A 14,234-nucleotide genomic window follows, 5' to 3' on the forward strand; every position below is an offset into this window, starting at 1 on the left:
CCATCGCCGCACGTCCGGTCGTCATGGCAGTCCGAGGTCAGCGCCCGAGAAGCGATAGAAAAGGTATATGCGTGAAATTTCGGGTCAGGACGGTCCTGGGACGCCTGGTACGTCCCGGTCCGACGGGCCCGGTCTGCCTGAGCGTCCGAGGGCGCGTTGGCCGCGTCGCCTGGTGCGGCGGCTGAGCGTGCGCAGCCTCGCCGGCCAGGTCTTCCTCCTGCAGCTGGCGGTCGTGGTGCTCCTCGTCGTCGCCGCACTGGTGGCTGTCGTGGTACAGGCCCGACGCGACATCATGGGCGAGGCCGAGCGCCGGACGCTCGCGACGGCCGAGACGTTCGCCCACTCGCCCGGGATCGCGGCGGCGCTGAAGAGCCCCGACCCCACCGCACACCTGCAGCCGTACGCCGAGGCCACCAGGAAGACCGCGGGCGTGGACGCCGTCATCGTCTACGGGCTGGACGGCGTCACCCTCACCCACAGTGATCCGAGCCAGATCGGCAAGCATGTCATCGGCCCCTACGCGCCGGCCGCGATGGGCAAGGCGTTCACCAGGACCTTCCAGGGCTCCCTGGGGCTTTCCGTGGTCTCGGCGGCGCCCGTCCAGGCTCCGGACGGCTCGGTGATCGCCGTTGTCGCCGTCCCCGTCACGGTCGACAAGGTACGGGACCGGATGGACCGCCAGCTGCCGGTCCTCTTCGGCGGTGCCGCCGGGGCCATGGTCATCGCCGCGGCGGGGGCGGGACTCGTGAGCCGCCGGCTGCGACGGGTGACCCATGGCCTCGGCCCGGCCGAGATGACCCGGATGTACGAGCACCATGACGCGGTCCTGCACGCCGTACGGGAGGGGGTGCTGATCCTCGGCGGTGACGGCCGGCTGCTGCTGGCCAACGACGAGGCACGGCGTCTGCTGGACCTGCCCGTCGACGCGGAGGGGCGCCTCGTGAGCGATCTGGGTCTGGAGGGGGACCTCGCCGAGTTGCTGGCCTCGGAGCGGCCGGCCACCGACGAGGTGTACCTGGCGGGCGACCGGCTGCTGGCCGTCAACAAACGGCCCACCGCGCCGCGCGGACCGCTCGGCAACGTGGTGACGTTGCGGGACACCACCGAGCTGCGGGCCCTGTACGGCAGGGCCGAAGGAGCGCGGGAACGGCTGCGACTGCTCTACGACGCGGGGGCGCGAATCGGCACCACACTCGATGTGCGACGCACCGCCGAGGAGCTCGCGAAGGTGGCCGCGCCCCGGTTCGCCGACGGCGTCACCATCGAGCTTCTGGATTCCGTGCTGCACGGCGAGGAGTCCCCCGAGGCGAGCAGGGAGCTGCGCCGTGTCGCGGTCGCGGGCCTGGACGAGGACCAACTCCTCCATCCCGTCGGCGCGCTGATCCGGTTCCCCGGCAGCCATCCCGTCGCGGCCGCCATGACCGAGAACCGGACGATCCTGGTCCGCGACCTGGGCACATGCGAAGGGTGGCGGGCCGAGGACCCCGAACGCGCCCGCCACATCCTCGGCAGCGGTCTGCGCTCCCTGCTCGTGGTCCCGCTGCGGGCCCGCGGGGCGGTACTCGGAACCGCGGACTTCTGGCGGTCGCACAGCTCCCCGCGGTTCGAGGACGACGACGTGAGCTTCGCCGAGGAACTCGCCGTCCGGGCCGCGGTGTCCATCGACAACGCCCGCCGCTACACGCGCGAACACACCATGGCCGTCACCCTCCAGCACAGCCTGCTGCCACGCGGACTGCCGGAGCAGTCCGCGCTCGAGGTGGCCTACCGCTATCTGCCGGCCGGGGGCCGCGGAGCGGGAGGCGCCGGGGTCGGCGGGGACTGGTTCGACGTGATCCCGCTGTCCGGCACCCGGGTCGCGCTGGTCGTCGGCGACGTCGTCGGCCACGGACTGCACGCCGCGGCGACCATGGGCCGGCTGCGCACCGCCGTGCACAACTTCTCCGGACTCGACATGCCTCCGGAGGAACTGCTGAGCCGACTGGACGAGCTGGTGGCCCAGCTCGACGCACAGGAGGGCGACGCACAGGGCATCACCGGCGCGACCTGCCAGTACGCGGTCTACGACCCCACCTCCGGGAACCTGGCCATCGCCACCGCGGGCCACCCGGGACCGGCGGTGGTCCATCCCGACGGAAGCGTCGAATTCCCCCGGGTACCCGTCTCCACACCCCTGGGTCTTGGCCTCGGCCTGCCCTTCGAGAGCACCGAGCTGAGGGTGCCCGAACGCTCCCGGCTGGTGCTCTACACCGATGGGCTGATCGAGGGCCACGACCGTGACCCGGACGCCGGTCTGGGGGCCCTGCGCCGTGCTCTCACCGGCCCTGATCGCACCCCGGAGGCCACGTGTGCGGCGGTGATGGAGGCCGTGCTGCCCGCTCAGCCCAGGGACGACATCGCACTGCTGGTGGCCCGCACCCGCCGGCTGGACCCCTCGCGGATCGCCGACTGGCGGGTGCCGCGTGACCCGGCGGCGGTGGCCTCCGTACGCAACGACTGCGTCCGCCGGCTGACGGAGTGGGGCCTGGAGCACATGGCGTTCACCGCCGAACTCGTCCTCAGCGAGCTGATCACCAACGCGGTCCGCTACGGCAGCGAACCCATCGGGGTCCGGCTGATCCGCGACCGCGCCCTGATCTTCGAGGTCTCCGACGGCAGCAGCACCTCTCCCCGGCTGCGCCGGGCGACCGTCACCGACGAGGGCGGCCGGGGACTCTTCCTGGTCGCGCAGCTGACCGAACGATGGGGCACCCGCTACACGCCCACCGGAAAGGTCATCTGGGCCGAACAGCCCCTGCTGGACGGCGCCACGCCGGAGGCGGAGGATCTCGGCGACATTTTGCTCTCCCAGTGGGACGACACTGCATTGTGAAAGCGCATTCCGAAAGGCCCGCACGGCCGCACGGCACCACGCACGGGCACCATCGCAGCCCGCGGCGCCCGCAGGCCACCCATCCCGCACGGGAGACGTGGAGGACGCCGATGACAGGTTTCTTCGCCGGGGACCCGCCGTCGGGACGACCGGGTACACCGGCTCCCAAGACCGTCTCCCACGAGGCCGGGAGACACCGCCGAGGGCCCTTGGCACCGGGACCGCGAGAGGGTGCCGGGCGCCCGCCGGACCGAGCACGCGCGGGCTCAGGCCTGCGGACTCCACGACCGCCGCGCGGCGGCAACGGCGGCGGCGCGTCGGGCGGCACCGGCCGGTCACTCCGGCGGACCGGGCACCCCCCGCGACGACCAGACGTGCCAGCGCTTCCCGCCTCCGACCCCCTGGAGCCGTCGTGACCGCACTCCGTGCCCGGGCAGCGGGCGCGATCGGCTGCCTCGCCGTGGTGACACTGGGCCTGACCGCCTGCGGGAGTCCTCCGCCCGCCGGGCCGCAGAAGCCGTCGGTAGCGACATCCGCCGCCGAGGTCGGCGGCATGAACGCGCTGATCGCCGCCGCCCGGCGGGAGGGCGCGCTCCGGGCGATCGCCCTGCCACGTGACTGGGCCAACTACGGCGCCCTCATCAACGACTTCGAGAAGAAGTACGGAATCGAGGTGACGGTGGACTCCCCCGACGCCCACAGCGAGGAGGAGGTCGACGCCCTGGAGAAGGGAGGCGGCCGGGCGACGACTCCCGACGTGATCGACCTGGGCGACACGTTCGCGCGGATGGCCGAGGTGAAGCACCTGCTCGCGCCGTACAAGGTCGCCGTGTACGACTCGATCCCCGACTACCAGAAGTCCCCGCACGGCCACTGGTACAACAACTACGGGGGCTACGTCTCCATCGGCTGCGACGCCAACCGGGTCAAGCCCTGTCCGGAGACCTTCGCGGATCTACTGAAACCCGGCTACAAGGGCAAGATCGCGCTCGAGGGCTCTCCCACCGAGGCGAATTCCGCCTTCTCGAGCGTCTATGCGGCCGCGCTGGCCAACGGCGGCTCGTTCGACGACATCCAGCCCGGTCTCGACTTCTTCGCCGAACTCAGCAGGCGCGGCAACTTCGACCCCGTCGAGTCCACCTCCTCGGCGGTCGCGAACGGCCGGACACCCGTCAGCATCAACTGGGACTTCCTCAACCTCGGCTACGCCGATCGACTGCGCAGTAAGGGCATGGACTGGCATGTGTCGATCCCCCTCGACGGCAGCTTCGCCCAGTACTACGCGCAGGCCATCAACAAGCACGCACGGCATCCGGCGGCTGCCCGCCTGTGGGAGGAGTACCTGTTCAGCGTGCGGGGCCAGAACCTCCGGCTCTACGGCTATGCCCGCCCGGTGCTCATGGACGTCATGAAGAAGGACGGCACCCTCGACAAGGCCGGCGCCGCCCGGCTGCCGACGGTCGAGGGGACGCCTCAGTTCCCGACGGACGATCAACTGGCGAAGGCGCAGGATACGGTCGACCGGGGCTGGGCGAAGGCGGTCTCACGCTGAGGAGCCGTCCCGCCAAGGCCGGGAGAACGGCCGGGGCCAGCGTCCAACGCCCTCCCCTACTGGGGTTGACTGCCACAGGCGCTCCGGGTGAACGTCGGGAGACGTCCGGCGGCCGGATCTGGATCGCGGCGTCCCGCCCGCCCGTGCGAGGCCCTTCAGAGCTTGCGGAACGCCCATAGGGTGAACACCGGGTCGGGGCGCGGACGGTCCTGGTCCGGCAGGGCCGCAAGGCGCTCGGCGATCCGATCCCCGAGCGGATCCCCGGGCGCGAGCGTCGTGAACCAGCCGCGCCGCAGGTCCTCGGCCGTGCCTCGGGGGCTGCGGCCCTGGCCGACGCCGGGGAAACGGGCCCGACCGACCGGTACCAGACCGTATGCGGCAGCGTGCGCCGCGACCGCTTCAACGTCATCGCGGGCCGGGCGGCGCGGGCGTGGCGCGAGAACGGCGTCGATGTCGCTGCCCACCTCATGGGCGGCGGCCTTGTCGACGGTGGTGATGTACACGCCGCCGGGCCGCAGCACCCGGGCGACTTCCGCGCAGACGGCCCGGACGTCCTCGGGATCCTCGATCAAGTGCAGCAGCCAGACACTCGTGACCGCGTCGAACGTCCCGTCGCGGAACGGGAGCCGGCGGCTGTCGGCGAGGACGACGGCGCCGGGCAGCCGGGAGGCGGCCCGGAGCGCCATCCCGTGGGCCAGGTCCACGCCCGTCACCCGCAGCCCGGGGCGCCCGGCCGCCAGTCGCCTGGTCACGATCCCGGTGCCGCAGGCCACGTCGAGCAGCCGGCCCCCGCCGTCGGGTATCAGTCCGAGCAGTGCGTCGGCGGCCGCCGCGGCCCGGGGCTCGCCGCCCCGTGTGGCGTCGTACTCCGCGGCCTCCCGCTCGTAGTCGAGCATGGGTGCCATCCGTTCACTGCGCCCTGTGACCGGGCGCCAGCTCCTCGATGCGGCGGGCCAGTTCGAAGTCGAGCTCGGTGACCGCGCCGCCCGCGCTGTGCGTGTTCACCGTGACGGAGACGGTGTTGTAGCCGAGGGTGAGGTCGGAGTGGTGGTCGAGCTCCTCCTGCACCTGGGCGATGTGGACGACCATCGCGGTCGCCGCGAAGTGCGAGCCGAGCCGGTACGAGCGGGCGATCCGGTCGCCGTCCAGGGACCAGCCGGGCAACTCCGCAAGCCGGTCCTCGATCTCCTTGTGCGACAACGGTTCGACGGGCATGACCTGGCTCCTTCCGTACCCGGGCGGGTGGGTGGGCCCCACCCTGTCACATCCGTTGCCGAGACCGTAGTCAGATCTCAGCATTCCGGGCATTCCGGCCCGGAAGGTCCGTCACATCACCAAAGCGTGAGAGCTTCGGCGTGAGTACGGTCTCTCGCTTCCTTCTGCCGCTGGTGCGGCAGGGGTGCGCCACCTGCCCGCCCCGGCCTTGCGGCTGCGGCGGGTGGTGCGGGTCTTGTGGTCGGCTCCACGAGGCTTCGACACCCGAGGGGCGTCCTGGTCTCCGGCCACTCCGGTACCAGTTGCTGCTGCCGCGAGGGCGGCGAGATTGCGGGCCGCGTTCTCGTCCCGGTCGAGGACCAGGCCGCAGACATCGCATTGGTAGGTCCGGACGTGCAGCGGCAGCTTGGCTTTCACCGCGCCGCAGCCGGAACAGGTCTTGGAAGAGGGGAACCAGTGGTCGGCGGCCACGATGCGGCAGCCGTCCCGGCGGGTTTTGTAGGTGAGCTGGCGTCGGATCTCGCCGAATCCGGCGTCGGCGATGTGGCGGGCGAGGTGCCGGTTGCGGAGCATGCCGGCGACGTTGAGGTCTTCGACCACGACGGTGCCGTACTCGGCGGCCACGGCGGTGGTGAGCTTGTGCAGGGCGTCGGCACGGAGGTTTGCCACCCGGTGGTGTACCCGGTTGCGGGCCGCGTTGGCCTTCTCCCACCGCCTGGACGCCTTCTGTCCGGTGCGGCGGTCAGGGCCGCGGCGGCGGGAGACGACGCGGGATGCCCGGCGCAGCCGCTTCAGCGCGGCATCGAGGTGCCGGGGGTTGGGGACGGTGCGGATCTCTCCGTGGCTGTCGGCCATCACGGCGAGCGTCTTCACTCCAAGATCGACACCGGCTGCCGCGTCCGGGCGGGCCACGCGCTGGATGTCCCGCTTCACCTCCACCTGGAAGGCGACGAACCACCGGCCACGCTCGTGCCGGACGGTCGCGGACAGGATCCGGGCGGTCCCGGCCTGCACGCGAGTCAGGAGCTTGTGCGTGGGCTCGTGGGTGCGGATCGTGCCCAGCCGCGGCAGCGTCACATGCCTGCCATCGCCCTCGACACGGATCGTGCCGGTGGTGAACCGGCACGCCAGACGCGCCTTCCGCTTCGACTTGAACCGGGGCATCTGGACCTTCTTGCCGCGCCGCTTGCCCTGCTTCGACTTCGCGTAGTTGTCGAACGCGGCGGCGGCATTCGCCAGGCCGGTGTTGTACGCCTCTTTGGAGTTCTCCTCCCACCACCCGGCGAACTTAGGGTCGGTGTGCTTGGCGGTGTTGAACGCCTTCCGCAGGGCGGGAAGCGACCAGGGCCGCCACTGCGTCAGCCCGGCCTCGGGCACGCCGTAGGTCTCCTCGGCCTTGCGCTGCCACCACGAGGCGGTCACTCAGCCCACCGCCCAGTTGTAGGCCGCCCTCGCCGCGCCGCAGTGCGAGACCAGCGCGGCCTGTTGGGCGGCGTTCGCATCCAGCGCGAATCGGAACGCCTGCACCACGAAACCGGGCTGCGGCTGGAACTTCTTCACTCGCCGGCCTCGCCCACCGCCACGGCCACCGCGCGTTCGGCACGGTTCTTCGCCGCCCGGCGCCCGTACAGGGGCGCGCACATCCAGGTCAGCACCTCGGTGATGTCGCGCACCAGGTCGTCGGTGGTCTCGGGAGCCTCGAGGACGAGTAGCTGCCGGCCGGACGCCGACAGGGCGGCTTCCAGGTGCTCGACGCCGAACCGAGCGAGGCGGTCGCGATGCTCGACCACGATCACGGCCGCGCTGGTATCCGCCAGGAGCCGGTGCAGCTTGCGGCGCCGCCCGTCCAGCCCGGACCCCACCTCCCTCACGACCTCGGCCACGGCCAGACCCTGCTGGTTCGCACCGGCCACGACGCGGGCAGCCTGCCGATCCAGATCGGCCTCCTGGTCGGCGGACGACACGCGGCAGTACGCCACTACACGCCCGGACGGCCGGGCAGCGGGCTCGTCGACCAGCCACGTCCCCGACGGCGCCTGACGGACAGGAACGGGCATCTTCCCGTCCTTCACCCAACGCCAAGCCGTCTGGTAGCTCACGCCCTGCTGACGCGCCCACTCCGAAAGCTTCACCCGGCCAAGATATCTGTCACCCCCGTACGGCACCGTACGCACGCCCGTGCCCTCGGTCCCGTACGGTCCGGGCCCTCAACGTCGTACGCACTCCGCGGCGAAGTCGTCTGCCACCACGGTGATCTCGGCACGCCCCTCGACGCGCTCCAGCCACTCGTGCGGCAGCCGGTGGTCGCCGTGGTGGGCGCCGAGCAGATTGCCGCAGATGGCGCCTGTGGAGTCGCTGTCGCCGGAGTGGTTGACGGACAGCAGGAGCGCGTGCCGGATCTCCGGCTCGACGAGCGCGCAGTACACGGCGATGGCGAGCGCCTCCTCGGCGATCCAGCCCGCGCCCAGCGTCTCGACCTTTTCCGCGGTCGGTGACCCTTCGGCGGCCAGGTCGAGGGCGCCGCGCAGGGCGGCCGTCGTCTCCTCGTGGCCGGGGTACCGGGCGAGCAGGCGCAGGGCGCGCAGCACGGCGCCCTCCAGGGAGTCACCCTCGACGAGGTGGGCGACGATCGCGGCGAAGGCGCCCGAGGAGTAGTAGCCGGTGGGATGGCCGTGGGTGGTCTGGGCGGACTGGGCGGCCATGTCGAAGGCGGTCTCGGCGGGCACCCGGCTCAGTCCGAAGGGCGCCGAGCGCATGACGGCGCCGCAGCCCTTGGAGTCGGAGTTGACCGGGCCGGGGCGGCCCAGCTCGGCCATGGGGTCGGGGACGAAGTCCTGGGCCAGGCCGGAGAGGCAGGCGTTGCCGGGGGCGCGGCGCGTGTACAGCCAGGGCTGCGCGGCGAGCCCGGTCGCTCCCTCGGGTGGGCTGGGCAGGCGCTGGGTGTCGAACCAGCGGCCGTGCGCCTCGCGCACCAGCCGGGACCAGCCGCCTCCGATGCCCTTGTGCCGCTCGCGGTCGTGCGCCTGCCGGAGCCCCTCCACCGTGAACAGGGTCATCTGGGTGTCGTCGGTGACACGGCCGATGACGCCCTCGCCGCCGGGGACGAGACCGGTGACGCCCCGCGCGCCGTGCATCGCACGGATGCGGTCCAGGGAGGCGAACTCGATCGGGTACCCGAGGGCGTCGCCTATCGCGCCCCCGAGGAGACAGCCGCGCACCCTGGTGCGGTAGACGGCGGTGGCCTCCCAGGACGGGTTGAGCCGGTCGTACATGCACCACTCCTCGACTACGGTCCTCTTATGACCATTGTCGCGTCCGCCTCCGCCGCCTCCTCACCGGCCCCTGTGGAGCAGGGCGTCGGCCCACTGCTGCGTGGCTGGAGGGAGCAACGACGGGTGACCCAACTGGAGTTGGCGCTGCGGGCCGGGTCGTCGGCGCGGCACATCAGCTTCATCGAGACGGGCCGGTCGCGGCCCAGCGAGGAGATGGTCCTGCGGCTCGCCGAGCATCTGGACGTCCCGGTACGCGACCGCAACGCCCTGCTGCTGGCCGCCGGATACGCCCCGCACTACCCCCGGACGCCGCTGGACGACCCGTCGATGGACGCGCTGCGCGCGGGGGTGGAGCAGCTGATCCAGGGGTATGAGCCCTACCCCGCGCTGGTGGTGGACGGGCACTACGACGTGGTGGCGGCGAACCGGGGCATCGCGATGCTCCTGGAGGGTGTCCCGGAGTGGCTGCTCACGCCGTCGCCGAACGCGATGCGTCTCACTCTTCATCCCGAGGGCCTGGCGCCGCGCATCCGGAACCTGCGCGAATGGCGGGGTCATCTGCTGGCCCAGATGGGCCGTCAGATCGCCTTGCAGCGTTCGACGTCACTGCGGGCCCTGTACGAGGAGGTGGCGGCGTATCCGGTTCCGGAGCAGGCCGGGTTCGAGCCGGAGCAGTCCGTTCCCCGGTTCGCGCTCCCGTTGCGGATCGAGCACGACGGGCGGGTGCTGTCCTTCGTCTCGTCCATCTCCACCTTCAACACCCCGATGGACATCACGGTCGCGGAACTGGCCATCGAGACGTTTCTGCCCGCGGACCCGGCGACGGTTAAGTACCTTCATTCAGAGGGGATTTGACTTCTCATCAAGCCGGTTCACCGGTACCCGTGAGACTTTCACTCGAACGTGACACACTGCTCGCATCCTTCATCAGGCAGGGGAGGCGTGGCGTGAGTGAACGGCGGGCTGCGCCCACCGTGGGGCAGGTGGTGCTCGGGCGGCGGCTGCAGGAGTTACGGGAGGCCTCCGGGCTGAAGCGGGAGGAGGCGGCGCGGGTCCTGCGCGTCACGGCCGCCACCGTGCGGCGCATGGAGACCGCCGACGTCGCGCTGAAGATCCCGTATCTGCAGGTGCTGTTGGCCACGTACGGTGTGCCCGACGAGGAGGTCACCGCCTTCGTCCGGCTGGCCGAGGAGGCCAACCAGCCCGGCTGGTGGCAGCGTTACCACGACGTGCTGCCCGAGTGGTTCAGCATGCACGTCAGCCTGGAGGGTGCCGCCCGCATCATCCGTTCCTACGAGCCGCACTTCGTGCCCGGACTCCTGCAGACCGAGGACTACGCGCGTGCCGTGCTGGAGGCCGGGACCGTGGGACAGGTCCGCCCTCAGGACATCGAGCGGCATGTGGCGCTGCGCCTGGCCCGGCAGAAGCTGCTCACCTCCCAGGACCCGCCGCACTTCTGGGTGATCATGGACGAGACGGTGCTCCGGCGCCCCGTCAGCATCCATTCCCGGGTGATGCGCGAGCAGTTCGACCGGCTCATCGACGTCACCGAGAACCCTCGGATCACGCTGCAGATCGCCGAGTACGCGTCCGGACCGCACCCGGGGACGTACACCCCGTTCGTGCTGTTCCGGTTCGCCGAGCCGGAGTTGCCCGACATGGTCTACAGCGAGTACCTGACCGGCGCCCTGTATCTCGACTCGCGCCCCGAGGTGGCCATGCACCTGGAGGTCCTGGACCACATGTCCGCGAAGGCGGCCTCGGTACAGCGCACGCGGAAGATCCTCCAGGAGTACCGGGACACCTTCTGACCGATGCCGGCCCGTTCCTCACCCCCCAGGAGCATCCGCATGACGACCGGACGCGACGCAGCGACCGCCCACCTCGACACGAGCCGGCCGCACCCCGCGCGGGTGTACGACTGGTGGCTGGGCGGCAAGGACAACTACCCGGTGGACGAGGAACTGGGCCGGAAGATCCTCGCCGCGGATCCGACCGTGCGGCGCGGGGCGCGCGCCAACCGCCGGTTCATGCACCGGGCGACGCGGACGCTGGCGCAGGCGGGTGTGCGCCAGTTCCTCGACATCGGCACCGGCATCCCCACCGAGCCCAACCTCCACCAGGTCGCGCAGCAGGTCGTCGCCGAGGCCCGGGTGGTGTACGCCGACAACGACCCGATCGTGCTGCGGCACGCGCAGGCACTGCTGCACGGCACCGAGGAGGGCAGCACGGACTACGTCCACGCGGACGTGCGCGACCCGGACGTCATCCTCGCCCACGCCGCCGAGTCCCTGGACTTCGGCAAGCCGGTCGCCCTGTCGCTGATCGCTCTCACCCACTATCTCGACGACGAGGTCCACGGGCTGCTGGCGCGGTACACCGAGGCGCTGGCCCCGGGCAGCCATCTGGTCCTGTCGCAGGTCACCTCCGACCTGAACCGCGAGTCCGTCGAGCGGGCCGCGGGCCTGTTCCAGCAGAGCGGCACGCCCTTCTTCCCGCGCCCGCTCGCCGAGTTCTCGCGCTTCTTCGACGGTCTGGAACTCCTCGGCCCCGGAGTGATCCCCGTCTCCGGCTGGCGGCCGGAACCCGAGGACGTGGCAGCCCAGGCGGAGGGCATCGTGCCGGTGTACGCGGGGGTCGCGCGCAAGCCCTGACCCGGCTTCGGCGACCGCCGCGCGCGACGCCGCACCCCGTCTCTGCCCGGCCGCCCCGGGTCGCCGCCCGCCTGGGCTCCGCGACTAGACCGCCCCTCCCTTGGCGTCCTTGTCGTCCTCGACGATCTCCGCGTCCACCACCGACTCGTCGTCGGGAGCCCCGTGTTCGTCGCCGGGGGCGCCGTGTCCGTCGCCGGAAGCTCCCGAACCATCGGACGCGGACTGCTGGGACTGCGCGTACATGGCCTGCCCCATCTTCTGGCTGACGGTGGCGAGTTTCTCGATGCCGGCCCGCAGCGCCGCCGTGTCGGCCCCGTCCTTCAGCAGGTCCTTCAGACCGGTGGTCGCGGCCGTCACCTCGTCCTTCGTGCCGGCCGGGATGCGCTCCTCGTTCTCCCGGACGAACTTCTCGGTCTGGTAGACGAGTTGCTCGGCCTGGTTGCGGGTCTCCGCGGCCTCCCGGCGCCCCCGGTCCTCCTCGGCGTACTGCTCCGCGTCCCGCATCATCCGGTTGATCTCGTCCTTGGCGAGCGCGGAGCCGCCGGTCACCGTCATCTTCTGCTCCTGGCCCGTCGCCAGGTCCTTCGCGGACACGTGCATGATCCCGTTGGCGTCGATGTCGAAGGCCACCTCGATCTGCGGCACCCCGCGTGGTGCGGGCGGCAGCCCGGTCAGGTCGAAGACGCCGAGCTTCTTGTTGTACGCGGCGATCTCGCGTTCACCCTGGTAGACCTGGATGCCGACGGACGGCTGATTGTCCTCCGCGGTGGTGAAGATCTCCGAACGCCGGGTGGGAATGGTCGTGTTGCGTTCGATGAGCTTGGTCATGATGCCGCCCTTGGTCTCGATACCGAGGGACAGCGGGGTGACGTCGAGCAGCAGGACGTCCTTGACGTCGCCGCGGATGACGCCGGCCTGGAGCGCGGCGCCGACGGCCACCACCTCGTCGGGGTTGACGCCCTTGTGCGGGTCCTTGCCGGTGAGCTCCCTGACCAGGTCGGTGACGGCCGGCATACGGGTGGAGCCGCCGACGAGGATGACATGGTCGATCGCGGACAGTTTCACGCCGGCGTCCTTGACCGCCTGGTGGAAGGGGGTCCGGCAGCGATCGAGCAGATCGGCGGTGAGCTCCTGGAACTGGGCGCGCGTCAGCTTCTCCTCGAGGTGCAGCGGCCCCTCCGCGGAGGCGGTGATGTAGGGCAGGTTGATGCTCGTCTCGGTGGAGCTGGACAGCTCGATCTTGGCCTTCTCGGCACCTTCGCGCAGCCGTTGCAGCGCCATCTTGTCGACGCCGAGATCGATGCCGTACTGCCCCTTGAAGCGTTTGACGAGGTGTTCGACGACCCGCTGGTCCCAGTCGTCGCCGCCGAGACGGGTGTCGCCGTTGGTGGCCTTCACCTCGATCACGCCGTCCCCGATCTCCAGCAGGGAGACGTCGAAGGTGCCGCCGCCGAGGTCGAAGACGAGGACCGTCTGCTCCTCGCCGCGGTCGAGTCCGTAGGCGAGGGCCGCGGCCGTCGGCTCGTTGATGATCCGCAGGACCTTGAGTCCCGCGATCTCCCCGGCCTCCTTGGTGGCCTGCCGCTGGGAGTCGTCGAAGTAGGCGGGCACGGTGATCACGGCGTCGGTGACGTCCTCGCCGAGATACGCCTCCGTGTCCCGCTTGAGCTTCTGCAGCACGCGGGCGGACAGTTCCTGCGCCCGGTAGCGGGTGCCGTCGACGGATCCCTTCTCCGGGAAGCGCCAGTTCGTGTCCCCCATGTGCCGCTTGACCGAGCGCGCGGTGCGCTCGACGTTCGTCACGGCCTGCCGCTTGGCGACCTCGCCGACGAGCACCTCGCCGTTCTTGGCGAAGGCCACGACGGACGGAGTGGTCCGCGCCCCCTCCGCGTTGGCGACAACCGTGGGCTCACCGCCCTCCAGGACGGCCACCACCGAGTTCGTCGTACCGAGGTCGATCCCCACCGCCCGTGCCATCGCCGTCCCCTTCCGCCAGGGCGCTTTACGCACTCCATCACAAAACTTGAGTGGCTCCCTGTCAATCCCCTTGCCGGCCGGACAGACCGGCCCCTCTTGCACCTACCCAGGAAACGGCGATGCCGCGCCCCCTCGTGGCGGGCGCGGCACTGCGGACGTCCGTGCGTCAGGCGAGCTTGGCGTCCAAGGTGATCGTCGTACCGGCGAGGGCCTGGCTGACGGGGCAGTTCTTCTTGGCGTCCTCGGCGGCCGCGACGAAGGCGTCGTTGTCCAGCCCGGGGACCGTGCCCTCGACGGTGAGGTGGATGCCGGTGATGCCCTCACCCGGCTGGAAGGTGACGTCGGCCTTGGTCTCGAGCTTGGTGGGCGGGGTGCCGGCGCCGGCCAGGCCGTGCGACAGCGCCATGGAGAAGCAGCTGGAGTGGGCGGCGGCGATCAGCTCCTCGGGGCTGGTCTTCCCATTCGCGTCCTGGGCGCGCGAAGCCCACGTCACCGGCTGCTGAGCGATGCCGGAGGAGTCGAAGGTCACGACGCCGTTGCCCTCGAGCAGATTGCCGTCCCAGACGGTGTGTGCGGTGCGCGTGGTTGCCACGGTTCTTCCTTTCACGTGTGGGCCCGTTGCCGGGTTCCGTAGGCACCATCCGATCACATCGGCACGCGGCGCACGCACCGGACATGGCGACGAACCGGTC

Annotated in this window: 13 protein-coding genes; 5 read left to right on the forward strand and 8 right to left on the reverse strand. The window is 71.1% G+C overall.

What is annotated here, in order from left to right; genetic code table 11:
• The first annotated feature begins 67 nt into the window (after nt 1–67).
• Entirely contained in the window at nt 68–2,872 is a 2,805-nt protein-coding gene (locus tag ACQEXA_RS13915) for a SpoIIE family protein phosphatase (RefSeq protein WP_433130088.1), read from the forward strand.
• 412 nt (nt 2,873–3,284) lie between these two features.
• Nucleotides 3,285–4,424, forward strand: coding sequence for an ABC transporter substrate-binding protein (locus ACQEXA_RS13920; protein ID WP_433130090.1), 1,140 nt, complete (start codon nt 3,285–3,287; stop codon nt 4,422–4,424).
• A gap of 155 nt (nt 4,425–4,579) precedes the next feature.
• Here ACQEXA_RS13920 and ACQEXA_RS13925 read toward each other — a convergent pair whose 3' ends face one another.
• The 6 genes from ACQEXA_RS13925 to ACQEXA_RS13950 all read right to left on the reverse strand — a co-directional run bounded on the left by ACQEXA_RS13925 (nt 4,580) and on the right by ACQEXA_RS13950 (nt 8,911).
• Nucleotides 4,580–5,320, reverse strand: coding sequence for a class I SAM-dependent methyltransferase (locus ACQEXA_RS13925; protein ID WP_432934621.1), 741 nt, complete (start codon nt 5,318–5,320; stop codon nt 4,580–4,582).
• Nucleotides 5,321–5,333: 13 nt separating this feature from the next.
• Complete coding sequence (locus tag ACQEXA_RS13930; protein ID WP_359410744.1) at nt 5,334–5,639, reverse strand: 4a-hydroxytetrahydrobiopterin dehydratase; 306 nt, start codon at nt 5,637–5,639, stop codon at nt 5,334–5,336.
• Nucleotides 5,640–5,750: 111 nt separating this feature from the next.
• A complete protein-coding gene (gene tnpB, locus ACQEXA_RS13935; RefSeq protein ID WP_433130092.1) occupies nt 5,751–7,061 on the reverse strand; it encodes an IS607 family element RNA-guided endonuclease TnpB in 1,311 nt (436 codons plus the stop codon).
• Nucleotides 7,062–7,199: a helix-turn-helix domain-containing protein gene (locus ACQEXA_RS13940; RefSeq protein WP_433130094.1), complete on the reverse strand. Its 138-nt coding sequence runs from the start codon at nt 7,197–7,199 to the stop codon at nt 7,062–7,064.
• On the reverse strand, nt 7,196–7,771 hold the full coding sequence (locus ACQEXA_RS13945; RefSeq protein ID WP_432934615.1) for an IS607 family transposase: 576 nt from the start codon (nt 7,769–7,771) through the stop codon (nt 7,196–7,198). The genes ACQEXA_RS13940 and ACQEXA_RS13945 overlap by 4 nt, the downstream gene beginning before the upstream one ends.
• A gap of 75 nt (nt 7,772–7,846) precedes the next feature.
• Nucleotides 7,847–8,911 (reverse strand): ADP-ribosylglycohydrolase family protein, encoded by a 1,065-nt coding sequence (locus ACQEXA_RS13950; RefSeq protein WP_433130096.1) that lies wholly within the window; start codon nt 8,909–8,911, stop codon nt 7,847–7,849.
• A 27-nt stretch (nt 8,912–8,938) separates the two neighbouring features.
• On the opposite strand from ACQEXA_RS13950, the gene ACQEXA_RS13955 reads away from it, so the two are divergent.
• The 3 genes from ACQEXA_RS13955 (at nt 8,939) to ACQEXA_RS13965 (ending at nt 11,565) form a co-directional block, all read left to right on the forward strand.
• Nucleotides 8,939–9,766 carry a helix-turn-helix domain-containing protein gene (locus ACQEXA_RS13955; RefSeq protein ID WP_433130098.1) on the forward strand — a complete coding sequence of 276 codons (828 nt, stop codon included), beginning with the start codon at nt 8,939–8,941 and terminating at the stop codon, nt 9,764–9,766.
• A 92-nt stretch (nt 9,767–9,858) separates the two neighbouring features.
• Nucleotides 9,859–10,722: a helix-turn-helix domain-containing protein gene (locus ACQEXA_RS13960; protein ID WP_432934610.1), complete on the forward strand. Its 864-nt coding sequence runs from the start codon at nt 9,859–9,861 to the stop codon at nt 10,720–10,722.
• 39 nt (nt 10,723–10,761) lie between these two features.
• Complete coding sequence (locus ACQEXA_RS13965) at nt 10,762–11,565, forward strand: SAM-dependent methyltransferase (RefSeq protein WP_433130100.1); 804 nt, start codon at nt 10,762–10,764, stop codon at nt 11,563–11,565.
• Nucleotides 11,566–11,649: 84 nt separating this feature from the next.
• On the opposite strand, the gene dnaK is transcribed toward ACQEXA_RS13965, so the two are convergent.
• Both dnaK and ACQEXA_RS13975 read right to left on the reverse strand, forming a co-directional pair.
• Nucleotides 11,650–13,542 carry a molecular chaperone DnaK gene (dnaK, locus tag ACQEXA_RS13970; RefSeq protein ID WP_432934606.1) on the reverse strand — a complete coding sequence of 631 codons (1,893 nt, stop codon included), beginning with the start codon at nt 13,540–13,542 and terminating at the stop codon, nt 11,650–11,652.
• Nucleotides 13,543–13,708: 166 nt separating this feature from the next.
• On the reverse strand, nt 13,709–14,134 hold the full coding sequence (locus ACQEXA_RS13975; RefSeq protein WP_359409394.1) for an OsmC family protein: 426 nt from the start codon (nt 14,132–14,134) through the stop codon (nt 13,709–13,711).
• Nucleotides 14,135–14,234: the final 100 nt, after the last annotated feature.

It is taken from the genome of Streptomyces sp. CA-106110, from assembly GCF_050936285.1.
Classification (GTDB): domain Bacteria; phylum Actinomycetota; class Actinomycetes; order Streptomycetales; family Streptomycetaceae; genus Streptomyces.

Coding starts and splice junctions, on each gene's coding strand:
- ACQEXA_RS13915 (WP_433130088.1), top strand. CDS start 68: ATGCGTGAAATTTCGGGTCAGGACGGTCCTGGGACGCCTGGTACGTCC.
- ACQEXA_RS13930 (WP_359410744.1), bottom strand. CDS start 5,639: ATGCCCGTCGAACCGTTGTCGCACAAGGAGATCGAGGACCGGCTTGCG.
- ACQEXA_RS13950 (WP_433130096.1), bottom strand. CDS start 8,911: ATGTACGACCGGCTCAACCCGTCCTGGGAGGCCACCGCCGTCTACCGC.
- ACQEXA_RS13925 (WP_432934621.1), bottom strand. CDS start 5,320: ATGCTCGACTACGAGCGGGAGGCCGCGGAGTACGACGCCACACGGGGC.
- ACQEXA_RS13955 (WP_433130098.1), top strand. CDS start 8,939: ATGACCATTGTCGCGTCCGCCTCCGCCGCCTCCTCACCGGCCCCTGTG.
- dnaK (WP_432934606.1), bottom strand. CDS start 13,542: ATGGCACGGGCGGTGGGGATCGACCTCGGTACGACGAACTCGGTGGTG.
- ACQEXA_RS13965 (WP_433130100.1), top strand. CDS start 10,762: ATGACGACCGGACGCGACGCAGCGACCGCCCACCTCGACACGAGCCGG.